At 41.4% G+C, this 22,979-nt stretch carries 29 protein-coding genes; 23 read left to right on the top strand and 6 right to left on the bottom strand.

The window, feature by feature from the left end; translation table 11 throughout:
- Positions 1-32: 32 nt before the first annotated feature.
- On the top strand, positions 33-224 hold the full coding sequence (locus MHH41_RS11760; RefSeq protein ID WP_284906837.1) for a hypothetical protein: 192 nt from the start codon (positions 33-35) through the stop codon (positions 222-224).
- 52 nt (positions 225-276) lie between these two features.
- Here MHH41_RS11760 and MHH41_RS11755 read toward each other — a convergent pair whose 3' ends face one another.
- A complete protein-coding gene (locus MHH41_RS11755) occupies positions 277-408 on the bottom strand; it encodes a hypothetical protein (RefSeq protein ID WP_267875469.1) in 132 nt (43 codons plus the stop codon).
- A 152-nt stretch (positions 409-560) separates the two neighbouring features.
- Here MHH41_RS11755 and MHH41_RS11750 point away from each other — a divergent pair, with 152 nt between their 5' ends.
- The 3 genes from MHH41_RS11750 to MHH41_RS11740 are packed head-to-tail and all read left to right on the top strand — an operon-like array spanning position 561 to position 1,741.
- Positions 561-986, top strand: coding sequence for an NUDIX hydrolase (locus MHH41_RS11750; RefSeq protein WP_340866376.1), 426 nt, complete (start codon positions 561-563; stop codon positions 984-986).
- A 32-nt stretch (positions 987-1,018) separates the two neighbouring features.
- Entirely contained in the window at positions 1,019-1,435 is a 417-nt protein-coding gene (locus MHH41_RS11745) for a hypothetical protein (RefSeq protein ID WP_284906840.1), read from the top strand.
- 9 nt (positions 1,436-1,444) lie between these two features.
- A complete protein-coding gene (locus tag MHH41_RS11740) occupies positions 1,445-1,741 on the top strand; it encodes a DUF3986 family protein (RefSeq protein WP_284906841.1) in 297 nt (98 codons plus the stop codon).
- Between the two features lie 117 nt (positions 1,742-1,858).
- On the opposite strand, the gene sigK is transcribed toward MHH41_RS11740, so the two are convergent.
- Entirely contained in the window at positions 1,859-2,587 is a 729-nt protein-coding gene (sigK, locus tag MHH41_RS11735; RefSeq protein ID WP_034738387.1) for an RNA polymerase sporulation sigma factor SigK, read from the bottom strand.
- A gap of 231 nt (positions 2,588-2,818) precedes the next feature.
- Between sigK and MHH41_RS11730 the strand changes: the two genes are divergently transcribed.
- From MHH41_RS11730 to MHH41_RS11720, 3 genes are all read left to right on the top strand, one after another.
- The gene (locus MHH41_RS11730; RefSeq protein ID WP_050943725.1) at positions 2,819-3,940 is read left to right on the top strand and encodes a Rap family tetratricopeptide repeat protein; all 1,122 of its coding nucleotides are present in this window, start codon (positions 2,819-2,821) and stop codon (positions 3,938-3,940) included.
- A gap of 176 nt (positions 3,941-4,116) precedes the next feature.
- Positions 4,117-4,857, top strand: coding sequence for a polysaccharide deacetylase family protein (locus tag MHH41_RS11725; protein WP_050943726.1), 741 nt, complete (start codon positions 4,117-4,119; stop codon positions 4,855-4,857).
- Positions 4,858-4,941: 84 nt separating this feature from the next.
- A complete protein-coding gene (locus MHH41_RS11720) occupies positions 4,942-5,670 on the top strand; it encodes an SGNH/GDSL hydrolase family protein (RefSeq protein WP_284906842.1) in 729 nt (242 codons plus the stop codon).
- Between the two features lie 363 nt (positions 5,671-6,033).
- Here MHH41_RS11720 and MHH41_RS11715 read toward each other — a convergent pair whose 3' ends face one another.
- A complete protein-coding gene (locus MHH41_RS11715; protein WP_003217327.1) occupies positions 6,034-6,174 on the bottom strand; it encodes a sporulation histidine kinase inhibitor Sda in 141 nt (46 codons plus the stop codon).
- Between the two features lie 362 nt (positions 6,175-6,536).
- Between MHH41_RS11715 and MHH41_RS11710 the strand changes: the two genes are divergently transcribed.
- The 8 genes from MHH41_RS11710 to MHH41_RS11675 are packed head-to-tail and all read left to right on the top strand — an operon-like array spanning position 6,537 to position 11,555.
- On the top strand, positions 6,537-7,058 hold the full coding sequence (locus tag MHH41_RS11710) for a YqeG family HAD IIIA-type phosphatase (protein ID WP_034620856.1): 522 nt from the start codon (positions 6,537-6,539) through the stop codon (positions 7,056-7,058).
- A gap of 2 nt (positions 7,059-7,060) precedes the next feature.
- Entirely contained in the window at positions 7,061-8,161 is a 1,101-nt protein-coding gene (gene yqeH, locus MHH41_RS11705; RefSeq protein ID WP_044139444.1) for a ribosome biogenesis GTPase YqeH, read from the top strand.
- Between the two features lie 22 nt (positions 8,162-8,183).
- Entirely contained in the window at positions 8,184-9,026 is an 843-nt protein-coding gene (aroE, locus tag MHH41_RS11700; protein ID WP_284906843.1) for a shikimate dehydrogenase, read from the top strand.
- Positions 9,020-9,310, top strand: coding sequence for a ribosome assembly RNA-binding protein YhbY (yhbY, locus tag MHH41_RS11695; RefSeq protein WP_003217501.1), 291 nt, complete (start codon positions 9,020-9,022; stop codon positions 9,308-9,310). Before aroE ends, yhbY begins: the two co-directional genes overlap by 7 nt.
- Positions 9,311-9,323: 13 nt before the next feature.
- Positions 9,324-9,893, top strand: coding sequence for a nicotinate-nucleotide adenylyltransferase (locus MHH41_RS11690; RefSeq protein ID WP_003217492.1), 570 nt, complete (start codon positions 9,324-9,326; stop codon positions 9,891-9,893).
- The gene (gene yqeK / locus MHH41_RS11685; protein ID WP_003217386.1) at positions 9,883-10,446 is read left to right on the top strand and encodes a bis(5'-nucleosyl)-tetraphosphatase (symmetrical) YqeK; all 564 of its coding nucleotides are present in this window, start codon (positions 9,883-9,885) and stop codon (positions 10,444-10,446) included. Before MHH41_RS11690 ends, yqeK begins: the two co-directional genes overlap by 11 nt.
- Before the next feature lie 12 nt (positions 10,447-10,458).
- On the top strand, positions 10,459-10,815 hold the full coding sequence (rsfS, locus tag MHH41_RS11680; RefSeq protein ID WP_003217467.1) for a ribosome silencing factor: 357 nt from the start codon (positions 10,459-10,461) through the stop codon (positions 10,813-10,815).
- Positions 10,812-11,555, top strand: a complete 744-nt coding sequence (locus tag MHH41_RS11675; protein ID WP_106032744.1) for a class I SAM-dependent DNA methyltransferase — start codon at positions 10,812-10,814, stop codon at positions 11,553-11,555. Before rsfS ends, MHH41_RS11675 begins: the two co-directional genes overlap by 4 nt.
- A 48-nt stretch (positions 11,556-11,603) precedes the next feature.
- On the opposite strand, the gene comER is transcribed toward MHH41_RS11675, so the two are convergent.
- Positions 11,604-12,452, bottom strand: coding sequence for a late competence protein ComER (gene comER / locus MHH41_RS11670; protein WP_003217379.1), 849 nt, complete (start codon positions 12,450-12,452; stop codon positions 11,604-11,606).
- Between the two features lie 90 nt (positions 12,453-12,542).
- Between comER and MHH41_RS11665 the strand changes: the two genes are divergently transcribed.
- From MHH41_RS11665 to MHH41_RS11655, 3 genes are all read left to right on the top strand, one after another.
- A complete protein-coding gene (locus tag MHH41_RS11665) occupies positions 12,543-13,172 on the top strand; it encodes a helix-hairpin-helix domain-containing protein (RefSeq protein WP_284906844.1) in 630 nt (209 codons plus the stop codon).
- Between the two features lie 65 nt (positions 13,173-13,237).
- Positions 13,238-13,807, top strand: coding sequence for a ComE operon protein 2 (locus MHH41_RS11660; RefSeq protein WP_003217422.1), 570 nt, complete (start codon positions 13,238-13,240; stop codon positions 13,805-13,807).
- Complete coding sequence (locus tag MHH41_RS11655; RefSeq protein WP_340866677.1) at positions 13,800-16,127, top strand: DNA internalization-related competence protein ComEC/Rec2; 2,328 nt, start codon at positions 13,800-13,802, stop codon at positions 16,125-16,127. Before MHH41_RS11660 ends, MHH41_RS11655 begins: the two co-directional genes overlap by 8 nt.
- A 39-nt stretch (positions 16,128-16,166) precedes the next feature.
- On the opposite strand, the gene MHH41_RS11650 is transcribed toward MHH41_RS11655, so the two are convergent.
- Positions 16,167-16,301 carry a YqzM family protein gene (locus tag MHH41_RS11650; protein ID WP_012010638.1) on the bottom strand — a complete coding sequence of 45 codons (135 nt, stop codon included), beginning with the start codon at positions 16,299-16,301 and terminating at the stop codon, positions 16,167-16,169.
- A gap of 236 nt (positions 16,302-16,537) precedes the next feature.
- Here MHH41_RS11650 and holA point away from each other — a divergent pair, with 236 nt between their 5' ends.
- Positions 16,538-17,557: a DNA polymerase III subunit delta gene (holA, locus tag MHH41_RS11645; protein WP_212045896.1), complete on the top strand. Its 1,020-nt coding sequence runs from the start codon at positions 16,538-16,540 to the stop codon at positions 17,555-17,557.
- 135 nt (positions 17,558-17,692) lie between these two features.
- Here the strand turns inward: holA and rpsT are convergent, their stop codons facing one another.
- Positions 17,693-17,959, bottom strand: a complete 267-nt coding sequence (gene rpsT, locus MHH41_RS11640) for a 30S ribosomal protein S20 (protein ID WP_003217506.1) — start codon at positions 17,957-17,959, stop codon at positions 17,693-17,695.
- A 198-nt stretch (positions 17,960-18,157) separates the two neighbouring features.
- Between rpsT and gpr the strand changes: the two genes are divergently transcribed.
- The 4 genes from gpr to lepA all read left to right on the top strand — a co-directional run bounded on the left by gpr (position 18,158) and on the right by lepA (position 22,865).
- Entirely contained in the window at positions 18,158-19,273 is a 1,116-nt protein-coding gene (gene gpr, locus MHH41_RS11635) for a GPR endopeptidase (protein ID WP_003217353.1), read from the top strand.
- Between the two features lie 66 nt (positions 19,274-19,339).
- Positions 19,340-20,548, top strand: a complete 1,209-nt coding sequence (locus MHH41_RS11630) for a stage II sporulation protein P (RefSeq protein WP_003217396.1) — start codon at positions 19,340-19,342, stop codon at positions 20,546-20,548.
- A gap of 14 nt (positions 20,549-20,562) precedes the next feature.
- Positions 20,563-20,895 (top strand): YqxA family protein, encoded by a 333-nt coding sequence (locus tag MHH41_RS11625; protein ID WP_050943734.1) that lies wholly within the window; start codon positions 20,563-20,565, stop codon positions 20,893-20,895.
- A gap of 131 nt (positions 20,896-21,026) precedes the next feature.
- Entirely contained in the window at positions 21,027-22,865 is a 1,839-nt protein-coding gene (gene lepA, locus MHH41_RS11620) for a translation elongation factor 4 (protein WP_050943735.1), read from the top strand.
- Positions 22,866-22,979 lie beyond the last annotated feature (114 nt).

Raw genomic sequence — 22,979 nt, 5'->3', positions numbered from 1 at the left:
GTTAAAATGAGTGTGGAAAGGGAGGGCTTCGGATGGTATTGATGAGGTTGATCAGCCTATATATGCTGACAGCGTTTTGTTTGGGTTTTATCGTCAATTATGTACCTGGTTTGATGCTGCCCATCTATATTATTGCGATGATCGGGCTCATTTTATGTCTCATTCATATTGCTCTGCATTATATTCGTAAAATCAGATATATGTTGCTTCATGAGAAACGGTAAGAATTCTCTAATTGCTTTCTCTAAAAAACTTCCCTCTAAATGAGAGAAGTTTTTATTTTTTCGGTTTTTGATGTTCTAACAGTTGTATGATTTTCTCGTTTGACTTTTTCATTTGTCTTAATAAGGAAACGATATTCCCAGTAAACCCAATGAGGACAATAAGTAAAATGATGATGATCCACATGCTGTGGCCTCCAATCTGCTCACGAATGCTGTTTTGCTTCCTTAACCATTACCTTGTATCAAGGATACCGTATAATGAATGTATTGAAATGAACAGTTCGTGCTATTTATTCGACAATTGATGTGAACAGAGAATGATTGAGGGGGATTCATTTGAAACGAGTAGACGTAGTATCAGCTATTATTTATGATGAGGAAGAAAATATGTTAATGGTCAAAAATGTAAAGGGATATTGGGAAGTTCCTGGTGGTGCTGTAGAAAAAGGAGAACACCTGCATCAAGCCGTGATTCGCGAGGTGAAAGAAGAGACAGGGTATGTTTGCAAAATAAATGAACTTCATTCGGTTCGAGAAGCATACTTTCAAGACAAAAAGCATCATGCGCTGATGATCACCTTCTTTGCCGAAATCACCGGAGGACAAATGAGTATTCTCGATCCGGATCATGATATCGAAGAAGTAAAATGGGTCAGTAAGCAAATCGTTCAAAAGCTAAACCCCAAGCTATATAACTGGCTAAAATTAAACGAAGAATCACAAGCTTTTTATCAATTTGAAGGAAATAGAACAGTTGGATAACAAGTTGATATAGGTATGAAGGAGAGATATGGATGTTTTTATACTACGGCCCCACAGGAGCTCCAGTAGAAAATCCAGAAGAAGAATTCTTGAAAAGAATCTTCTTTCAAGAAGATGAAGAGTATTGGAAACAAGGAAATGGGGAATCTTCCATTGAGATTGAGGGAGATTGGGAAAGTGAAAGTCTAGTTTTCTTTTATACGGAACCGTATGGTTTCTTGATCATGAGGTATCCGAATTTTTTGGTTCCTTTTAAAAAGGGAGAAAAAATTGAAACCATCGAACATTTGGTCGCAGGATCCCCATTGTATGTGCCGTCGTGTAGCTACATCAATCGGGATCAAGCATATCAAATCGTTCATCATTTTTTGACGACAAAAACGTTTCCTGATTTTGTTGAATGGGTCGAGTTGAGAGATATTGATTTTCAGGAGGATATGGAAAGCTAGGGGTGCCAGATGAAAGTGAGTACAGAAGAAAAATTACATAGCTTAGATGAAACTATGCATTTACATGTAGGGTATTATGAACATGGCTTAGATTATGAAGGCGTGTTTTTTAAGAGTTTAGAAACAGGAAGATGGCTCTTGTTTTTTGATCAAAAAAGTTATGGAGTAACACTTTTGAAGGAATATGAGAAGTGGAATGATCTAGGGCTATTGATTGGAGAATATCTGATTGAAGATGACCAAATTGAGGGTGAAGGTCATAAGCTTTTTGAGCGTTACTTAAAAGAAAACAGCATAGTGAGATAAATGGGGATAAAACATGACATAGTTTTCTTTTGTGTATGTGGGCTATATTGTGATGTTCAAATAAAAACAGACCCAACAAGGTCTGTTTTTTTAATAGGAGTTGGGAAAAGTTTGTTTTCACTTCCCCTTCTCCCGCTTCCGCTTCTCCTTCTCCGCCCGGTAAAACTCATGAAACATCTTCATCAGCGCCCGCTTCTCAATACGAGACACATAGCTCCGCGATATCCCGAGCTCCTTTGCTATTTCCCGCTGCGTTTTTTCTTTCTTTAAATCAAGGCCGAACCGGCCGACGATCACTTCTTTTTCCCGGCCGTCGAGAATGTCGATATACTCCTTTACTTTTTCAAGCTCCATGTTGAGCTGAATCGTATCAATCACATCTTCATTTTCGGATTTTAAGACATCAATTAAAGAAATTTCATTGCCTTCTTTATCCTGACCAATGGGGTCATGTAAGGAGACGTCTTTTTTTGTCTTTTTTAGCGCGCGTAAATGCATCAGAATTTCATTTTCAATACACCGCGCCGCATACGTTGCCAGCTTTGTTCCTTTTCCAGAGGAATAGCTTTCGATGGCTTTAATGAGTCCGATCGTCCCGATGGAGATGAGGTCTTCAGCGTCTTCCCCGGTATTTTCAAATTTCTTGACAATATGGGCGACGAGCCGAAGGTTATGTTCAATCAGCATATTTCTTGCGTGTTCATCGCCCTGTGCCATAAGGGCTAAGTATTTTTTTTCATCATCTCCCGAAAGGGGCTGTGGAAAGGCATTGTTTTTGACATAGGACACTAAGAACACCAATTCTTTGACCATCAATCCCATCGCTGTAAATACTCCTGCCACGATTTTCACCTCCACCATGTTTAGGCCACTGCCTATATCCTCAAATGTATGTGAAGGGGGGATTGTCTGTGTCTGTACGATGAAAAAATCATCTTTTTCGAAAAAAACGGGCTTCTGTTCGTCTGTTTTTGCTGCCCTTCTCATATGTTTGCGGTTTCTTTGCGGTGCTTGGCGGTCAAGAAGCGTGCTAAAATATGTAATATTAGACCGAAAAGGAAGGGGTTTTTTCGGAACATGGGGAAGGTTCTATCTTCACATGTAGGTATGAAAATTAATGAATGGTATCGAATGATACGGCAGTTCAGTGTTCCAGATGCGGAAATCCTGAAAGCAGAAGTAGAAGCAGAAATTGAACGGATGGAAGAGGACCAGCATTTACTGATTTATTATCAGCTCATGTGTTTTCGGCACCAGATCATGCTTGACTATATACACCCTTCAAAATATCAACCTTTCTCAGTATCTAATCTTGTCGATAAAATCGAAAACTCCAATCATGAGTTATCTGATATGCTGCATTATTACCATGCATTTTTTCGTGGCATGCATGAGTTTAGTCAAAAAGAATATTTAGAAGCCGTCAAATATTACCGAGTGGCAGAAAAACAGCTGTCTATGGTATTTGATGATATTGAGCAGGCTGAGTTTCATTTTAAAGTAGCAGAAGCCTACTATATTATGAAGCAAACGCATGTCTCGATGCATCATATTTTAAAGGCGCTAGAAATATACGATCAGCATGATGCCTATACTATTCGCATCATTCAGTGCCTGTTTGTGATCTCAGGAAACTACCAAGATTTAAAACGAAAAGATCGGGCACTGCCTCATTTAAAAAAGGCAAAACAGCTCGCATCACAAATCGATCACCCGCGGATATACAGTTCAGCGCTTTATAATTTAGGAAAATGTTACGGGGAGCTGGGCTACCTTGAGGAAGCAGAACGCTATTTAACGGAATCGGCTGATATTGCCTGTAAAGAGAAGCTTCCCACGCTTCCACATACACTCTATACGCTCGCAAAACTGCTTTTTAGACAAAATGAACAAGTAGCAGCACGCCGCATATTAGAAGATGGAAAATTAGCTGCAAAGAAGCATGAAGACCAGCTGTTCTGTCATATGTTTGAGTATCTGGATGCTTTATATGTTCAAGGAATAAATGAAGAACAACTGCAAAAAACCATTGATTATTTGGAAAAACTTAGCCTATACTCTTATATAGAGGATATCTCACTAGAAATTGCGACAGCCTTAGAAGCCTCTCAACAATACCAGAAGTCCAACCAGTATTATCAGAAATTATTATGGGCTCAAAATCAAATCCAAGAAGGAGAGTGTCTGTATGAATTCTAAGCAACGTTCGACAGTTGAAGAGAGAAACCAAACGTGAAACAAAAAGCGGGCCTGATGGGCCGGCTTTTTTTATGTGAAAAAAGAAGTCAGATATGCGGATCGTGACCATGAATGCTGAATGATTCATCAAAAAGCGGGCAATTTAATCTGTAAGAATGTTCTGTGGAGGCGGTCAAATGAGAGGGTTGCATGTCTTGATGTGTATATTGCTGCTATGTGCTTTTGTTCCTAATGAAGTAGAGGCACATACATTAAAACGAGTCGATCTCGAAAAAACGGGACGTGCCTTCTGGGACATGAGAGCGGAACGGAAAAAGATTGCGATCACCTTTGATGATGGACCTCATCCAGTTTACACGAATCAAATATTGGATGTGCTGAAGCAGCATCAAGTAAATGCCAGCTTTTTTGTCGTAGGAAGCCGGGTTCACGCATATCCAAAGATCGCAGAACGGATTGTGGACGAAGGAAATGAGCTTGGCAACCACACGATGAATCATACGTATTTTGACCTGTTATCATCAAAGGAGATCAAGCAGGAGCTAAAAGAATCAGCGGCTCATATCGCTTCACTCCAGCCTGGTGGGCCCTTATTATTTCGTCCTCCTGGCGGCCGCTTGACGATGAAATCTTTCCGCATTTTGTCAAAGCAAGGATATGATGTGGTCATGTGGTCCTTTACGCAAGATCCGAAGGACTGGTCAAGACCAGGCGCACATAAAATTGCGAGCCGTATTATTGATCATATTCAAGGCGGCGATATCATTCTTTTGCATGATGGCGGGGGAAACCGGAAGCAGACGGTCGAAGCACTGAAACAAGTGATACCTGAATTAAAGGATCGAGGATATGAATTTGTCAAAGTGAGCGAACTGCTGCATCATGACAAAGCGTATGTACCTGTTCAACTGCAATAGGAAGTATTCGTCAAAAACAGTCATTCATTGAAACCAAAAGTCTTGTCGTTTACTATATGAAGAGGGCTTTTGGAGGTGAATGTTGTGAAGAAATATGTTGTCCTTTTCATCCTGCTTTGTGTCGCTGCTGGGTGCTCAAAGCCAGAACAAGAAAGTGTCATTGCATTTGGCGACAGCAATACAAAGGGATCAAACTGGGACTTCCGAGATTATCCAACATCTGAAAAATGGGTGAATCTCATGAAAAACGTCGAGCGCGGTCAAATTCAAGTGAAGAACGCAGGGATTGGCGGGCAGACGACTGAAGATGCGAAGCTTCGCTTTGAGCAGGATATTTTAAAGCAGAAACCAACTTACGTCCTTATCATGTTCGGTACGAATGATGCGGCGATTTTAGACGGGAAACATCCCCGAGTGACGAAAAAAAGATTTAAAGAAAATGTATCCTACTTCATTTCTGAAAGTAGAAAAGCAGGCATTACCCCGATTCTCATGACTTGTGTACCTGTTGTAGAAGGCGGAAAAAAGGGCTTGTATTATTACTCTAGGTATAAGTCATCTTATTTTGCTGAGAGAGGCGGGGCAAGAGCTTGGCAAAATTCCTATAATGACATCACGAGAGAAATAGCCAAGGATCAGCAAGTACCGCTTGTCGACAACTGGAAAGCGTTCATCCGAGAAGCTGGTGAAGATAGTGACAATGCGTTGATTCAATCAGGTTTGATCGACCCTTCTGGCAATCATATGACGCCAAAAGGGGCAAGAATCATTTATAACGAAATCAAAGAGCGTGATATCATCAAACATTTTTAAATGATGGCCATCTGCCTAAACAAGACCATCCATTTAGCATAGTCTAACAGTATATCTTCCTAGAAGGAGGTAACTGATATGTGGGGATGCCCTTATCCTTACCCTGCGTGTTCGCCTTATCCAGCTCAAGGAGCAGGAATCGGTTACGCTTTTCTTGTTGTATTCCTTGTGGTTATTTTGGTCGTAGGTGGAGGGTTATGGTTTTGGAATGAACAGCCTTGCAAATAAGACACCTCTTCTTTACTTGAGAAGGGGTGTTTTTTACGGAAAATAGTAGTAAGCCTATAGCGCAAGTGATATAATATCAGTCACCTGAGTTTAAAAAAGAGAATGCTCGGGAGGCATGGTTCCTGTAATATGGAATTAAGAGGAAACAGAGAGCATATGCCCGAGCGAACGTCTTTTCATTTCTGTCTCAATTAATTCAATGAAGTCGCGATTTAAGTTCATTTCATTTGCTTTATAATACGATTCTATAAGTAAATCATCTGACAGCTTTTTCATACTAGAAACCCATATGATGGGAAAAACACCTCCCCTGAAAAAGTTGGCATAAAACTTGAGGAAAAGACATATCATCATAGGTTGATCGAATGTCTCTGAAGTACCTTTAATCTACCATGAATGGGAAACAAGAACAATCGTTCTGTTATCCACATGGTGAAGTGGATAACTTGTGGGTAGAGTGTTTATAATTGAATGAAAGCGTGATGAAATATAGGTGGATAATGTGTGTAAAATTATCCACAACTGTTGAAGGTCCTCGTCATATGTCGAAAACTTTTTCATTGTATTCGATAGACAGACAAATTGTGATTTGATTCGACACTATCGCTGAAAAACCAATGGAAGAAAGGGTGCAAATTGTGCTAAAGAAGTATTTCTTACCGGATGAATTTGTGAAAAGCATTTTCCACATTTCACCGCAAAAACTAAAAGAACGAAATGTAAAAGGAATTATTACCGATTTAGATAACACACTAGTAGAATGGGATCGTCCAAGTGCGACGCCCCGCTTAATTGAATGGTTTCAAGAAATGAAGGATCACGGGATACAAGTGACGATTGTATCGAACAATAATGAAAAAAGGGTCAAGCTTTTTTCTGAACCAGTTCATATTCCGTTTATTTATAAAGCGAAAAAGCCGATGGGAAGAGCTTTTAATAAGGCCGTCGCTGATATGCAATTGAAAAAAGAAGATGTGGTGGTCATTGGGGATCAGCTCATGACCGATGTTCTAGGCGGGAATCGTCACGGCTTCCATACGATTTTGGTCGTCCCTGTTGCTGCCTCAGACGGATTTATCACTAAGTTTAACAGGCAGATTGAACGCAGAATTTTAGGAGCCTTAAAGCGTAAGGGCCACATTCAGTGGGAGGAAGAGTAATAATGGAAAAGGTTGTTTGTATTGGCTGCGGTGTAGCCATTCAGACGGAAGATAAAGATCAATTAGGATATGCGCCGGCAGCATCTCTATTGAAAGAAGATGTGATCTGTCAGCGCTGTTTTAGGTTAAAGAACTACAATGAAATACAAGATGTTTCTTTAACAGAAGACGACTTTTTAAATATATTGCACAGTATCGGAGAGACAGATTCTCTGATTGTCAAGGTCGTTGATATTTTTGACTTTAACGGAAGCTGGATTAATGGGCTGAGTCGTATTGTCGGTGGTAACCCGATTTTACTCGTCGGCAACAAAGTAGATATTTTACCGAAATCCGTGAAAAAAGATCGTTTAATTCATTGGATGAAAAGGGAAGCGAAAGAAAACGGATTGAACCCGATCGATGTTTTCTTAATCAGTGCAAGCAGAGGTCAGGGCGTACCTGAGGTGATGGAAGCGATCGATCATTACCGCGAAGGAAGAAATGTCTATGTCGTCGGCTGTACGAATGTTGGGAAATCCACATTTATCAATCGAATCATCAAAGAAGTATCTGGTGAAGAGAACGTGATCACCACATCCCAATATCCAGGTACAACACTTGATGCCATTGAGATCCCGCTTGATGACGGATCTGCTCTATTTGATACGCCGGGCATTATCAACCGTCATCAAATGGCGCACTATGTCAGCAAAAATGACTTGAAGATCTTAACGCCGAAAAAAGAATTGAAACCGAGAACGTTCCAATTAAATGAAGCCCAAACGCTTTATTTTGGCGGGCTTGCTCGATTTGATTATGTAAAAGGCGGCAGAACGTCATTTGTCTGCTATATGCCAAATGAGCTGAACATACACAGAACAAAGTTAGAGAACGCAGATGATTTATATGAAAAGCATGCAGGGGAATTACTATCACCTCCATCAAAAGAGGGGATGGAAGATTTTCCTCCACTCGTTCCACATACCTTTACCATTGATCAGCCGAAAATGGATATCGTCTTCTCAGGCTTAGGGTGGATCACGGCAAATGATGCAGGTAAGCAAATTAAAGTCTATGCGCCAAAAGGCGTGCATGTGTTTATGAGACGTTCGTTAATTTAAATGTTCAGAGGGGGGAGAGACCTTGAAACCTTTATACGGAGTAATCGGTAACCCTGTTGGCCATTCAATGTCTCCGGATATTCATAATGCAGCATTAAAGGATGCTGGAATTGATGGACATTATCATGGCTTTCAAGTAGAAAATGATGACCTGAAAGATGCCATTAGCGGTATGAAAGCCTTAGGAATCAGCGGCTTTAACGTCACTGTTCCGCACAAGGTAGACATCATGCAGTACCTGGACAAAATTGATGTGACAGCTGAACGCCTGCGTGCAGTCAATACGGTGCGGCTCGAAGGAGGTCAACTCGTCGGGTACAACACAGATGGGGAGGGCTTTCTTCATTCATTGCTTGAAGCCTTGGATCAGCCTTTATCAGAGCTGTCATTTCTAATGATTGGTGCTGGCGGAGCGGCAAATGCGATTTATACGACAATCGCTGACTATGCACCGAAAAGCTTTGATATCACCAATCGTACCATTGAAAAAGCGGAGGCTTTAATTGAAAGTGCAAATGGGAACTTCACTTCTAGTGCCATTACATTAAAGACGGCGGAAGAGCAGCTTGGGGAATATGATGTCATCATCCATACAACCTCAATTGGTATGCACCCGAATGTTGAAGAAACCCCGATTTCTTTAGCAAACACAAAAAAAACAGCGGTTGTTTGTGATATTGTGTATAATCCAATAGAAACAAAACTGCTCAGAGAAGCAGCCGGGTTAGGTTTGAAAACAGTAGATGGTGTCGGCATGTTTGTTGGACAAGCAGCTAGAGCCTTTGAACTGTGGACAGGCATCGCGCCTGACGCAAGAAAAATGAAGTCAATTGTGATACAGAAATTAGGAGGAACACCATGTTAAAAGGGAAACAAAAACGTTTTTTACGTGCAAAAGCACATCATTTATCACCTATTTTTCAAGTAGGAAAAGGTGGGGTAAATGACAATATGATCAAGCAAATTTCCGAGGCGCTTGAAGTAAGAGAACTGTTAAAGGTCAGCATATTACAAAACTGCGACGAGGACAAAACGGAAGTTGCGAAAGCACTTGTCAAAGGTGCAAAAGCTGAACTTGTTCAAACGATCGGAAATGTGATTGTCCTTTATAAAGAATCGAAGGAAAATAAACAAATTAAGCTGCCGTAAAGGTGGATGTGATATGAAAAAAATAGGGTTGTTCGGCGGTACGTTTGATCCTCCTCATAATGGGCATTTGCTGATGGCAAATGAAGTGCGTTTTCAAGTAGGGCTTGATGAAATTTGGTTTATCCCAAATCACAAGCCTCCTCATAAAACAGACCGGAAGCGAGCAGATAGTCGTCACCGGGTGAAAATGGTGGATGCGGCGATCCAGTCAAATCCACATTTTCGATTGGAGCTCATTGAAATGGAGCGAGAGGGTCCATCTTATACAGTAGATACGGTGGAGCTTTTAAAGAAGCATCATCCTGAAGATGAGTTCTTTTTTATGATTGGAGCGGACATGGTCGAGTATTTGCCAAAATGGCATCGGATAGATGATTTGCTTCAGATGATTACTTTTATTGGGATGAAAAGACCGGGTTATACCCGAAATACGACATATCCTCTTTTATTTGCAGATGTTCCAGCTTTTGATGTATCATCGACATTGATTAGGCAGCGAATCATGCAGGAAAAACCTGTCGATTATTTGATACCGAAAGCTGTTGAGCGTTATATAAAGGAGCATCACTTATATGAATCGTGAAGAAGCATTAAGCTGTGTCAAAGAGCAGTTAACAGAGCATAGATATACACATACACTCGGGGTTATGGAGACAGCTATTTCTTTAGCGGAACGGTTCGGTGCAGATGTGAAAAAAGCAGAGATCGCCGCTATTTTTCATGATTATGCGAAATTTAGACCAAAGGATGAAATGAAGGGGATTATCCAGCAGGAACAGATGAACCCTCTATTGCTGGAATATTCGCCCGAGCTTTGGCATGCCCCGGTTGGTGCCTATTTGGTTAAAAAGGAAGCAGCTATTAACGACCAAGATATTTTAACGGCCATTGAATTTCATACATCAGGCAGACCAAACATGACATTACTTGAAAAGGTCATTTATGTCGCTGATTATATCGAACCAGGACGTCATTTCCCTGGTGTTGAAGAAGTAAGAGAGTTAGCAGAGCAAGATTTAGATAGCGCACTGATTCAGTCACTAAAAAACACGATCAGCTTTTTATTGAAAAAGAACCAGCCAGTCTATCCAGATACGCTTGCGACTTACAACTCACTTGTGCATAAGAACAATTAAGGAGGAATTTGGATGGATTCATCATCAATTTTAAACGTCGCGGCAGGAGCATGCGATGATAAACGGGCTGAGGATATTATTGCCCTTAATATGCAAGGAATCTCACTTGTTGCCGATTATTTTCTCATTTGTCACGGGAACTCTGATAAACAAGTGCAGGCCATTGCAAGAGAAGTAAAACATCTTGCAGAGGAAAGCGGAATCGAAGTGAAGAAGATGGAGGGCTTTGATGAAGCAAGATGGGTATTGATTGATCTTGGTGATGTCATTGCTCATGTGTTCCACAAAGAAGAAAGAGGATACTACAACCTAGAGAAGCTATGGGGAGATGCGCCGAGAGAAACGCTTTCACTTGGCATTAACTCATGATTTATCAAGGGTTTGCAGGTGTGTATGACGAGCTCATGACACATGCACCTTATGATGAATGGGTTCAGTGGATCCAGCAGAATATCAAACCGAATGCTGCCATTATTGATGTTGGCTGTGGAACTGGAGAGATTTCTCTTCGGTTAGCTGAAAAGGGTCACGCAGTCACAGGAATTGACCTCAGTGAAGAAATGCTGGTTTTCGCGCAGCAAAAAGCACAGGCGAAAAAGCAGTCCATTCAATTTTTACATCAAGATATGAGAGAGCTGACGGGTTTTGAGCAAGTCTTTCAAGCGGCGGTTATATGCTGTGATTCCTTGAATTACTTAAAAAACGAAAATGACGTCAAAAAAACCTTTAAAAACATGTTTCAGCTTTTAGAGGCAGATGGGGTTTTACTCTTTGATGTTCATACTCCTTATAAAATGGAAGAGGTATTCCCAGGTTCGACTTATGCCGATCAAGATGAAGAGATCAGCTATATTTGGCAGAGTGATAAAGGGGATGACATGTATTCGGTCATTCACGATTTAAGCTTTTTTGTAAAGGACGGAGACGTGTATCAGCGTTATGATGAGACACATGAACAGCGTACATTTCCATTTGAGACCTATGCGGCGTTCCTTGAGTCCGCTGGCTTTGAACAAATAGAAGTGACCGCTGATTTTACAAATGAAGCGCCTGGGGAATTCGCCGAAAGATATTTCATTTCAGCTAAGAAGCCAAAAACCATCGTTTAATGGAACGATGGTTTTTTAAAACCCTTTTTTCGCTTGTTGCAGAGTTGATTAATTTCTGCGATCATCAGTAAACACACTTGGCGGATATTGATGCGCAACCGCTTCAAGATCTTCATCGAATTTTTCATGAGTGTTTTGAAAAAGGCGGTGGAACATATCTTGAACACCTGCTTCAAGTGCTTTAATCCCTTCACCCGTAACGCCGCCTTTTACACACACTTTGTCTTGTAGTGTCGGAAGGGTATAGACTCTTTTTTCAATCAAACGGCCAAGCCCTACAAGCATATCTTCTGATAAGGTGGTGGCTTCTTCTTTAGAAATATCTGTTTCTTCAACGGCTGCTTCAATCATTTTCTGAACGAGGAAGCTGATAAAGGCAGGACCGCAGCTGACGATATCTGACGCCGCTCTTGTAATCGAATGATGAATTTCAATAGGTGTTGAAATGCAGGAAGCTAATTGTCTTAACGCTGTTTTCGTCGCAACATTACATGACGATCCAAATGTTAAAAGTGACGCACCTGATAAAGCGCGGTTCGTAATGCTTGGAATCAGCCTGGCTGTTTGACAAGGAACGATATCCTGAAGCTGTTCAGGATGAACCGGACTTGTAATGATGACAATGGTTTGGTGCTCTTTTAAAAGAGGGCTCAGCTCTTTTAAAAGAGGATAAATATCAAGCGGCTTGACACAAACAAAGATGAAATCTTTATCCATGACAGCTCCTGTAAGCTGTTTTGTTACTTCAAGCTCTGGGTGGTTCTTTTTTATATTGAACGCTTTTTCTATGGTCCGGTTTGTAATGGTGATGGATGAGGGATTGACTGCCTTTGATTCAATAAATGCCTCAGTAAGTATGGTACCCATGTTTCCTGTACCGATTATCCCGATATTCAAACGTTCTCCCTCCTTAGGCGCATAGGATCTGTTATCTTCTAAACAGTATGTTGAGCAATAGAAAAATATGATTGAAAGAAGCGTGAGCACGTGAAGCGACTCATTCCATTGAAAAAATACAGTCTTTATATCGGAGCTGGGCTCATGGGCGCGATCATCATCACTTTCTTCCTTTTGGCAGGAAATAAGGGGAGCACTAGAGAGCCAAGTGTATTGAAGGGCGATCAAGACAAACAAGTCACATTAGAAAACAAACAAGAAAAGACCGATAATGAATCATCCTCCATTTTTGTGGAGGTCAAAGGGGCTGTAAAAAAGCCAGGTGTTTATACGTTTCAATCTGATGCACGGGTAGAAGAAGCCATTCGAAGAGCAGGAGGTTTTACTAGTAAAGCAGACACGATTGAAATTAATCAAGCAGCAAAATTAGAAGACAGTATGATGATTTATGTCCGGAAGCAGGGAGAAGCAGAGAGAGAGGCACAAACAGCAGGTGCAGACGCTCCATCGGGTAATGAAAAGAGTCAAGGTGTCAATGTGAATCAGGCTGATGCAGCGGAATTGCAAACCATTAATGGAATAGGGCCAGCTAAAGCAGAAGCCATCATTACGTACAGAGAGGAGCACGGAGAATTTCAACAAATTGAAGATTTGCGGAACATTTCAGGTTTTGGGGAGAAGACCATTGAACGGCTGAAAAATGAATTGACCGTTAAGTAGAATTGACGGTATAGAAGGAAGGCATGTACACTTAATACCAACCATCATTCTGGAGGGATCAGCTCGTGGAAAGAATTTCATGGAATCAATATTTTATGGCGCAAAGCCATTTGCTTGCTCTGCGAAGCACCTGTGAGCGGTTAGCTGTTGGGGCGACCATCGTCAGAGACAAGCGTATCATTGCAGGGGGATATAATGGCTCAATTGCTGGTGATGTCCATTGTGCAGATGTGGGATGCTATGTCATTGATCATCACTGCGTTCGCACCATCCATGCGGAAATGAACGCTATTTTACAATGTGCCAAATTTGGTGCACCTACAGCCGATGCTGAAATATATGTCACACATTTTCCTTGTTTGCAGTGCTGTAAAGCCATTATTCAAGCAGGTATTCGAACCGTTTACTATGCAAAGGATTATAAAAATCACCCATATGCCATTGATTTATTTGAGCAGGCAGGTGTTCAAACGGAACAAGTTGAACTCGATGAAATGATCATCGACTTAAAAAATCAAGAAAAATTAGCCTTTGTTGCAGATCTAATTGGCAAACTAAGTGAATCAGGACTTAGTGAATCAGAAATTCGCAATATGCATGAGAAGGCGAATCAATTATTTACTTCCTATGTTTAATTATTTGCCGTTTGGGGCAATTTCAGCAGCTGTTGGAATTGCTCTGGCTGCATATCATCTTCATTTGTACTTCCTTCTCTTTCTTCTCATCATCTTCCTTCTCAGCCTACTGAAAAAAATCCCCAAACTCTTTCTCATGATCAGCCTATGTGGAGCCGTCTATACTCTTATTTTTATGGTTCATGAGTTTTTTGAAACGGATCAACCTGTTCAAGAAAAATTCTTTTCCGGCTCTGTTGTGATTGAAACGATTCCGAAAATAGATGGCAATCGTTTTTCGGCAACTGTGTCAACAGAAGATGACCGGCTAGCCGCTTTCTATACCATTCAAACAGAGCGTGAAAAAGAGACGTTAAAAGACGTAGAGCCAGGTATGAGCTGTCATATGACAGGTGATGTTCGACCGCCTAAACAAGCAACCATTCCTAACGGGTTTCAATACGATCAATTTCTACAATCAAAAGGCATTCGCGCTATTTTCTTACCGCAGTCAATCAAAGGCTGTACAACAAATGATCGTCCTTCCTATTATCTTCAAAAGATGAGGCAAAAGGGCTTAAAATTCTTAGAAGATCATGTGCCGAAAAACTCTGTAGGTATTGTACAGGCTCTTATTTTTGGAGACCGTGATTTGATTGATCCTGATACGCTAAGAGACTATCAAATGCTCGGTATTATTCATCTGTTAGCGATCTCAGGACTGCATGTGCAAACGCTTCTTGCCTGTTTATTTTGGTGTCTGCTTCGTGCCGGTGTGACAAGAGAGACAGCGCGTCTTCTTCTATTATGCTTTCTTCCTGTTTATGCTTGTTTGACAGGTGCTGCACCATCAGTTTTAAGAGCTTGCCTTATGGCAGGAATCTATTTAGTGATGACAAGCCTGCCAAAAGAAATGAAACAGCCTTCTGCTGTCGTATTAAGCGCAACGTTTTTATTCTTATTAGCGATTCATCCTCTATATCTATTCGAGATCGGATTTCAGCTTTCATTCGTGGTTACGTTTTTTATTTTGTTATCGACCAGAATCTTATCGCAAGCGAAAAGCGCCGTGATGCAGTTGTTCCTTGTCTCATTTGTTGCACAGCTTGCCTCGCTTCCTGTTCTTTTATATCATTTTCAGCAATTTTCTTTGCTGAGCATCCCATTGAATATGATATTTGTCCCTTTTTATACAACAGTTGTCCTGCCTCTATCCTTACTCTTTTTTCTTTTGTCTATCATTTATCTTCCGCTTGGACAAGTGTTGTTCCAGTTGCTTGATTCGGTCATCCAGCTAAGTCATCAGTTGTCAGCACATATGGCAGTTTTTGATGGGTTCAACTTGATTTTTATGAAATCGACTTGGTGGCATATTCTGCTTGAAGTGAGCGCCATTGTTTTTTTGCTGTTTGTGATGGAGTGCAAAATGTCCGTGAAATCCTATGCCGTGCCGATTATATTACTCATCGGTGTCTTGAGTGCACACTATTTCACCCCGAATTTTCTCCAAAAAGGGGAGGTCACGATGCTGGATGTCGGACAAGGGGATAGTTTGTTTATTCAGCTCCCTTACCGAAAGGGACATCTACTTGTGGACACAGGTGGCAGACTTTCTTTTGATGATGAACCATGGAAAAAAAGACGTAAAGTGTCTACGATCGGTGAACAAACACTAATCCCGTTTTTGCATTCTAAAGGTATAGCAAAACTTGATGTGCTGATTCTCACGCATGCAGATCAAGACCACATGGGAGAAGCAGTTCGTTTAATCAAACGAAATAAAGTAAAGCGGCTAGCCATACCAAAAGGTTTTGCCCGAAGTCCAGAAGATGCAAAGCTGCTAAAAGAAGCAGCTGAAAAAGGGATTATGATTGATGAATTAGAAAGAGGAGATCAGCTCCAAGTTGGAGAGCACATATTTGAGGTTCTTCACCCTTCGCAAGACCGGGTGACAAGTAAGAACAATGATTCACTTGTTCTAACTTTTAATCTTGGCGGGAAACGGTTTCTGTTCACTGGAGATCTTGAACATGAAGGGGAACGAGATATTATAGAAGCCTATCCTCACCTGCAAGCAGATGTCTTAAAGGTTGGGCATCATGGGAGCAAAGGGTCAACAAGTGATGAGTGGCTTCGGCATCTGGAGCCGTCGCACGCACTCATTTCGGCTGGTGAACGCAATCGTTATCAGCATCCTCATCAGGAAGTCTTGAAAAAACTAAAGGATCATCAAACGAAGGTGTACCGCACAGATCAAGACGGAAGTGTGACCTATGGATTTCTTGAGAAGGAAGGAACGTTTTACACGCATCCTCCATATGATATCTTACAAAAACAATAAAAAAACTGCCAAAACGGCAGTCATGTAGCAATCATGAAGTTAAGATCCAACGAGGTGTATAATGGTTGCCAAAATAAACATTGAGGCGAAAAATCCGAATGTGACGATAAAACCAACGGCTGAGTCGGTCACATCATTCCGCTTGCTTTGAACATTTTTTTCAAATTCATTCATTTTCATCCCTCCTGGCTAATTTTAGTATACTTGAACTCATTTGGAATTGCTAGAAGGTAAAGTAACCGTTTTCCATTTTCATGATCATTTTATGAATATCGTCTGAAGCAAGCTGACCCGGGAGCTTGCACCAGACGTTTACTATAAATGAGGAGGCGGTACTTTCAGCTTCCTCTTTACTAATGTCTTCGCACACTTTAGGATAGAGGAGGAAGTGAAAGAGAGGGATTCAATTTATGGTCTTTGAGGTTTGGAACAATTTAAAAAGAGGGGATATCCATCCCGTTTATTGCTTATATGGAAAAGAAACGTATTTACTGCAAGAAACAGCAGCTAAATTAAGACAAGCTGTAGTAGACGAAGAGACAAAGGATTTTAATTTCTCCGTCTTTGATATGGAAGAAGTGCCGCTTGAACAGGCTGTGACAGATGCAGAAACCTTTCCGTTCATGGGAGAAAGACGTCTCGTTGTGATCAAGAACCCTTATTTTCTTACAGCGGAAAAGAAAAAAGAGAAGATTGAGCATGAGCTTTCTCTGTTAGAAGCTTATTTAGAAAAGCCGGCGCCTTATACCATTCTCGTCTTATTGGCACCATATGAAAAGCTGGATGAACGGAAGAAAATCACCAAATTGCTAAAAAAGAAAGCGGCTATGGTTGAGGCAAAAGAGTTAAACCCAAAAGAAACAAAGGATTTCACCATTACGCTGGTGAAAACAGAAGGAAAGGCGATGACATCTGAAGCGGCTGAGCAGCTTGTGATGCTGTGCGGCGGAAGCCTATCCTCATTGTTTCAAGAGGTCAGGAAGCTGAGTACATATATTGGAGAGCGAGAAGAAATTGAATTAGCGGATGTCAATCAGCTCGTTGCAAGAAGCTTAGAGCAGAATATTTTCGAATTAATTAACCAAATTGTCAACAGACGCCGCTCTCAGGCCATGCAGATGTTTTATGATTTGCTGAAACAAAATGAGGAACCCATTAAAATATTAGCGCTTATATCCACTCAATTTCGTTTGATTTTACAGACGAAGTATTTCGCTCAGCAAGGATATGGGCAAAAACAAATTGCTTCAAATCTAAAAGTCCACCCATTCCGCGTGAAACTTGCTATGGATCAGGCAAGGCTGTTTTCAGAAGAAGAGCTGAAGCAGATTGTCAAAGAGCTATCAACGATCGATTATGAAATGAAAACCGGTAAAAAGGACAAGCAGCTATTGCTAGAATTGTTTCTGCTTCGCCTATTAGGCGCTTGAACATAAAAAAAACGACCTTCTAAAAAGAGGGTCGTTTTTGTTTAGATGTATAATTGTCAGTCTGTCCTAATGGCTGAGCCGGTCAGGACGGACGTACAGTTAAACAGTTGCCTCATTACTGAGGCGTTGCAAGCATTATGCAGAAAGTCCGTTTACTTGTTTAGCAAGTCTTGACTTGTAACGCGCAGCTGCGTTTTTGTGTACAAGACCAGTTTTAACGGCTTTGTCAATGCGTTTTGCAGCAGAAGAAAGAGCAGCTTTTGCTTGCTCAGCATCGTTGTTAGCTACAGAAACTTCAACTTGTTTAATCGCAGTACGCATCGCAGACTTGATTGTCACGTTGTGTGCACGGCGTTCGTTATTCGTTTTTGTACGTTTGATCGCTGATTTAATATTTGGCATGTGTTTCACCTCCTAAGATACAACCTAAACACAATTGTCTTAAGGTTAAATCTTCACAATAGAACAAGTTGTATTCTATCAAACACACCTTTAGAATGCAATATAAATGTAAAGTATTTTTCATTGATGAAGCGCTCGAATGTTTCTTTCAAGAGATGGAAAGACTACTGTTAATTACTTGGTGGAAGGAGTCTTTTTATGGAGAAACAGAAACTTGATTTAAGTGCTTATCAAATTCGGACAGACTTGGCTGTTGAAACAAAAGAGATACTAGAACAAGAGAACGATCCGAATGTTGTCAAAAAGGATGGAATTCAAGGGATTGTCGAAAAGGAAAAAGAGGAGCATGGCATCCGTATACGCACGGTGGAGATTACGAAAGAAGGGGAGGCGCTGACCAGCAAAAAGGCAGGAACATACTTGACACTTGAGGCGCAGGGCATTCGGGAGAAAGATTCTGAGATGCAGGAAAAAGTTGTCGAAGTCTTTGCCCATCATTTTGCTCAGTTTTTAAAAGATCGAGGCATTCAGACTGATGCGAGCTGTCTTGTAGTAGGACTAGGAAACTGGAATGTCACGCCAGATGCGCTAGGTCCGCTCACGGTTGAAAGTCTGCTTGTGACTCGGCATCTCTTTGAATTACAGCCGGAAAATGTACAGGAAGGCTACCGCCCAGTGTCCTCTTTATCACCGGGAGTGATGGGACTGACTGGTATTGAAACAAGCGACATTATACAAGGCGTGATCGAGAGGTCCAAACCCGATTTTGTCATTGCAATCGATGCCCTTGCTGCTCGTGCAGTGGAACGGGTGAATACGACGATTCAAATCTCTGATACAGGTATCCATCCCGGTTCAGGTGTAGGGAATAAGCGAAAAGAATTAAGCAAAGAAACGTTGGGAATTCCAGTGATTGCGATTGGCGTTCCGACAGTGGTAGATGCAGTCACCATTGCAAGTGACACAATTGATTATGTCTTAAAGCATTTTGGTAGAGAACTGAAAGATGACAGGCCGTCCCGCTCTCTTGTGCCGGCTGGTTTGACGTTTGGGAAGAAAAAAGTACTAAACGAAGAAGACTTACCAGATGAAGAAACGCGTCAATCATTCTTAGGTATCGTAGGAACTCTTCCAGAAGAAGAGAAACGGCAGCTGATCCATGAAGTGCTTGCGCCGCTAGGGCAAAATCTCATGGTCACGCCTAAGGAAGTGGATACATTCATTGATGATATGGCAAACGTGCTCGCCAATGGATTAAACACAGCGCTTCATCAAAAAATCTCTCAAGATAACATGGGTTCTTATAATCATTAATCGGTTCTACTTTCTCTAGCTCGCTCATAGTGTAATTACTAGAAAGCGTGCTGGAGGGAGTAAATCATGAAAAAAAGACCCCGCCGTCCTCGACAGTTGGTCGTTGCGATTAATGGAACAAAAGTAGTCAAAAGCATTTTCTTATTTATAGCCTCGCTTGTTGTAGTGTTTGTGATGTCAGGGGCGTTGACATCTTTAAAACCTGAGCTGAGGCCACAAGCCTCGCTATATGGTGTAGCAGATGAGCTTTCCGGGGCGTTTTTCGCCACATTAATGGGCATGGAAAACCAATATTTCGCCTCAGCCGTCCCGAAAGATCAAAAAGGGTTTCATTTCTCTGGACTGTCACTCAAGCTTGCGACCAGTATCAATTTAGAAGACCCGCGTAGTTTTCTAGGTAGAGAACTTCCAGGCTTTGAACATTTTGATACAAAAATCATCTTAGCAGGTGAAGGAACAGACTATACCAACATGCCAATGGAATCGCCGCCGCCAAGTGAAGTCATTCAAGATGAAAAAGAAGCAAATTTAGCAGAGCTGGACAAGCTCGACAAAGATGTGCCGAAAAAGCCTGCGAAAGAGCCGGACCGGTCGACAGGAAAACGAAAAGCTGTGTACATTTACCATACACATAATACGGAATCATATTTACCATTTTTAAAAGGAGAAACGAATCCAAACAATGCACGGCACTCAAAAGTGAATGTCACCCTTGTCGGTGACATGTTCGGAAAGGCGCTTGATCAGCAAGGAATCGGGAATACGGTCGACAAAACAGAAGTTGAAAAACGGCTTCTGCAAAAAGGACTAAAGTATCCCCAGTCTTATAATGAATCAAGACTGGTCGTAAAAGAAGCCTTAGCGAAAAATGATGACCTCGAATATTTAATCGATATCCACCGTGACTCAAGAAGAAAGAAAGACACTACTGCCGAGATCAAAGGGAAAAAATATGCGAGAATTGCGTTTGTTGTGGGAAAGAAGAATCAAAGCTATGAGAAAAACCTCAAGCTTGCGACGGAGTTCCACCATTTGATGGAGAAAAAATATAAAGGACTCAGTGTCGGTGTGTTTGCCAAAGGCGAAATTGGTGATAATGGAATTTATAATCAAGATTTATCCGACAAAGCCCTTCTTTTAGAATTTGGCGGAGTGGATAATAATATGGAAGAATTGAAAAATGCATCCAATGCAGCAGCTGATGTCTTCAGCGACATTTTCTGGGATGCGGAAAAAGTAAACGGCAAAGCAAAGGATGAGAAAAAACGCTCTTGAGGTGGTGACGGTGCATGGGATCATTTATGGGAAAAACCATTATTTTAGGACTGGTCTTGCTATTTGGCGTCTTTTTAGGAATGCAGCAGGCAAATAATGGCATGCTGCAAATGAAGGGTTACCATGACCCGCAATTAAAAGGCGCTTTCTCCATCCAAATGAACGACGAAGAAGAACGAGAAGCCTCTATCTTAGGAACGGCTGTTACAGAAAAGGATCTTGCCGAAAAACAAAAGCAGCTTGAGGAAATAGAGAGCTTTAATGCTTTCTCCAAAGCAGGAAAGGTGTTGTCTGATGGCATGACACATGCAGCTCGTTCTCTTTATGATTGGGTAAATGGGAAATAAATAAATCTACACCTTATGACTAAAGCCGCTAATCAATGAGCGGCTTTTCTTGATTTCGATTGAATCTTTACAGCCCTATTGATATAATCTAACCTAGCGCAACCCGCGTTTTATAGTAGGAGTGATAGATTGTGACAGATAAAGAAAAACGATTAGAACGGCAATCAAGAATTCGAAATTTCTCCATTATCGCCCATATTGACCACGGGAAATCCACATTGGCCGACCGTATTTTAGAAAAAACAGCGGCGATTACGCAGCGAGAAATGAAAGAACAATTACTTGATTCCATGGACTTAGAGCGTGAACGCGGCATAACGATTAAATTAAACTCTGTCCAGCTGAAATATAAGGCGAAGGATGGAGAAGAATATATTATGCACCTGATTGATACACCAGGGCATGTCGACTTCACCTATGAGGTATCTCGAAGCCTTGCTGCCTGTGAAGGTGCGATTCTCGTAGTAGATGCAGCACAAGGAATTGAAGCACAGACACTTGCGAATGTTTATTTAGCTCTTGATAACAACTTAGAAATTCTTCCGATTATCAATAAAATTGATCTGCCAAGTGCAGAGCCTGAGCGTGTAAGAGGAGAAATTGAAGATGTCATCGGGTTGGATGCATCTGAAGCTGTTCTCACCTCTGCTAAAGCTGGTATTGGGATCGAAGATATTTTAGAACAAATCGTCGAAAAGGTGCCAGCACCTGCTGGAGACCCAGAAGCACCGCTTCAAGCTCTTATATTTGATTCTCTCTACGATGCGTATCGCGGCGTTATTGCGTACATACGAATTGTGGAAGGAACCGTCAAACCAGGTCAGAAAATCAAAATGATGGCGACGGGCAAAGAATTTGAAGTACTTGAAGTCGGCGTATTCACACCAAAAGCCATGCCGACAGATGAACTCACTGTTGGAGATGTTGGCTACTTAACAGCAGCAATTAAAAATGTCGGCGATACACGTGTGGGGGATACGATCACAAGTGCGGTGAACCCAGCGAAAGAAGCGCTGCCAGGATACAGAAAGCTGAACCCAATGGTTTACTGCGGTCTTTATCCGATTGATACAGCGAAATATAACGATTTACGTGAAGCACTAGAAAAGCTTGAATTAAATGATTCTTCACTTCAATATGAGGCAGAGACGTCCCAAGCACTTGGCTTCGGTTTCCGCTGCGGCTTTCTTGGAATGCTTCATATGGAAATCATCCAAGAACGGATTGAGCGTGAATTTAAAATCGATCTCATTACGACAGCACCAAGTGTTATTTACGATGTGTATATGACAGACGGAGAAAAAATCATCGTCGATAACCCGTCCAATCTGCCTGATCCGCAAAAGATTGAGAAAATTGAAGAACCATACGTGAAAGCAACAATGATGGTGCCGAATGACTATGTAGGCTCTGTCATGGAGCTTTGCCAAGGAAAGCGCGGACATTTCATTGATATGCAATACCTTGATGCAAACCGAGTGAGCATTGTGTACGAAATTCCTTTGGCGGAGATCGTGTATGAATTCTTTGATATGCTCAAGTCCAACACAAAAGGCTATGCGTCCTTTGACTATGAGCTGATTGGCTATCGCCCATCTACTCTAGTGAAAATGGACATCATGCTGAATGGTGAAAAAATCGATGCCCTTTCCTTTATTGTTCACCGCGATTACGCCTATGAACGAGGCAAGATCATCGTAGAAAAGCTGAAAGAACTCATTCCACGCCAGCATTTTGAAGTACCAGTTCAAGCGGCGATTGGACAAAAAATTGTGGCTCGTTCTACCATTAAAGCGATGCGTAAAAACGTACTTGCTAAATGTTATGGTGGAGACATTTCCCGGAAAAGAAAGCTTCTTGAGAAGCAAAAAGAAGGGAAAAAGCGCATGAAACAAGTGGGCTCTGTTGAAGTCCCGCAAGAAGCATTTATGGCTGTGCTGAAGATGGACGACAGCACACCGAAAAAATAACATCCTCCTCAAGGCAACCTGCTTTACAATGTCAGCCTTGGCGTTTATAGTCGAAAACAAACAAAGGTGCCGCAGCGATAAACTGCGGCTCTTTACCTGTAAAGAAGGTGTCAT

It is taken from the genome of Bacillus sp. FSL K6-1145 (genome assembly GCF_038003425.1).
In the GTDB taxonomy this organism is placed as follows: Bacteria; Bacillota; Bacilli; order Bacillales; family Bacillaceae; genus Bacillus; species Bacillus pumilus.
The sequence above is the reverse complement of the archived record's forward strand: the minus strand, read 5'-3'. Positions and strand labels throughout refer to the sequence as shown.

Bases quoted from the DNA above. Each gene is read 5' to 3' on its own strand.
- MHH41_RS11760 (WP_284906837.1), top strand. From the start codon at position 33: ATGGTATTGATGAGGTTGATCAGCCTATATATGCTGACAGCGTTTTGT.
- MHH41_RS11755 (WP_267875469.1), bottom strand. From the start codon at position 408: ATGTGGATCATCATCATTTTACTTATTGTCCTCATTGGGTTTACTGGG.
- MHH41_RS11745 (WP_284906840.1), top strand. From the start codon at position 1,019: ATGTTTTTATACTACGGCCCCACAGGAGCTCCAGTAGAAAATCCAGAA.
- MHH41_RS11740 (WP_284906841.1), top strand. From the start codon at position 1,445: ATGAAAGTGAGTACAGAAGAAAAATTACATAGCTTAGATGAAACTATG.
- MHH41_RS11730 (WP_050943725.1), top strand. From the start codon at position 2,819: ATGGGGAAGGTTCTATCTTCACATGTAGGTATGAAAATTAATGAATGG.
- MHH41_RS11725 (WP_050943726.1), top strand. From the start codon at position 4,117: ATGAGAGGGTTGCATGTCTTGATGTGTATATTGCTGCTATGTGCTTTT.
- MHH41_RS11715 (WP_003217327.1), bottom strand. From the start codon at position 6,174: ATGAAAAAGCTGTCAGATGATTTACTTATAGAATCGTATTATAAAGCA.
- yqeH (WP_044139444.1), top strand. From the start codon at position 7,061: ATGGAAAAGGTTGTTTGTATTGGCTGCGGTGTAGCCATTCAGACGGAA.
- yhbY (WP_003217501.1), top strand. From the start codon at position 9,020: ATGTTAAAAGGGAAACAAAAACGTTTTTTACGTGCAAAAGCACATCAT.
- MHH41_RS11690 (WP_003217492.1), top strand. From the start codon at position 9,324: ATGAAAAAAATAGGGTTGTTCGGCGGTACGTTTGATCCTCCTCATAAT.
- yqeK (WP_003217386.1), top strand. From the start codon at position 9,883: ATGAATCGTGAAGAAGCATTAAGCTGTGTCAAAGAGCAGTTAACAGAG.
- rsfS (WP_003217467.1), top strand. From the start codon at position 10,459: ATGGATTCATCATCAATTTTAAACGTCGCGGCAGGAGCATGCGATGAT.
- MHH41_RS11675 (WP_106032744.1), top strand. From the start codon at position 10,812: ATGATTTATCAAGGGTTTGCAGGTGTGTATGACGAGCTCATGACACAT.
- MHH41_RS11655 (WP_340866677.1), top strand. From the start codon at position 13,800: ATGTTTAATTATTTGCCGTTTGGGGCAATTTCAGCAGCTGTTGGAATT.
- MHH41_RS11650 (WP_012010638.1), bottom strand. From the start codon at position 16,301: ATGAATGAATTTGAAAAAAATGTTCAAAGCAAGCGGAATGATGTGACC.
- holA (WP_212045896.1), top strand. From the start codon at position 16,538: ATGGTCTTTGAGGTTTGGAACAATTTAAAAAGAGGGGATATCCATCCC.
- rpsT (WP_003217506.1), bottom strand. From the start codon at position 17,959: ATGCCAAATATTAAATCAGCGATCAAACGTACAAAAACGAATAACGAA.
- gpr (WP_003217353.1), top strand. From the start codon at position 18,158: ATGGAGAAACAGAAACTTGATTTAAGTGCTTATCAAATTCGGACAGAC.
- MHH41_RS11630 (WP_003217396.1), top strand. From the start codon at position 19,340: ATGAAAAAAAGACCCCGCCGTCCTCGACAGTTGGTCGTTGCGATTAAT.
- MHH41_RS11625 (WP_050943734.1), top strand. From the start codon at position 20,563: ATGGGATCATTTATGGGAAAAACCATTATTTTAGGACTGGTCTTGCTA.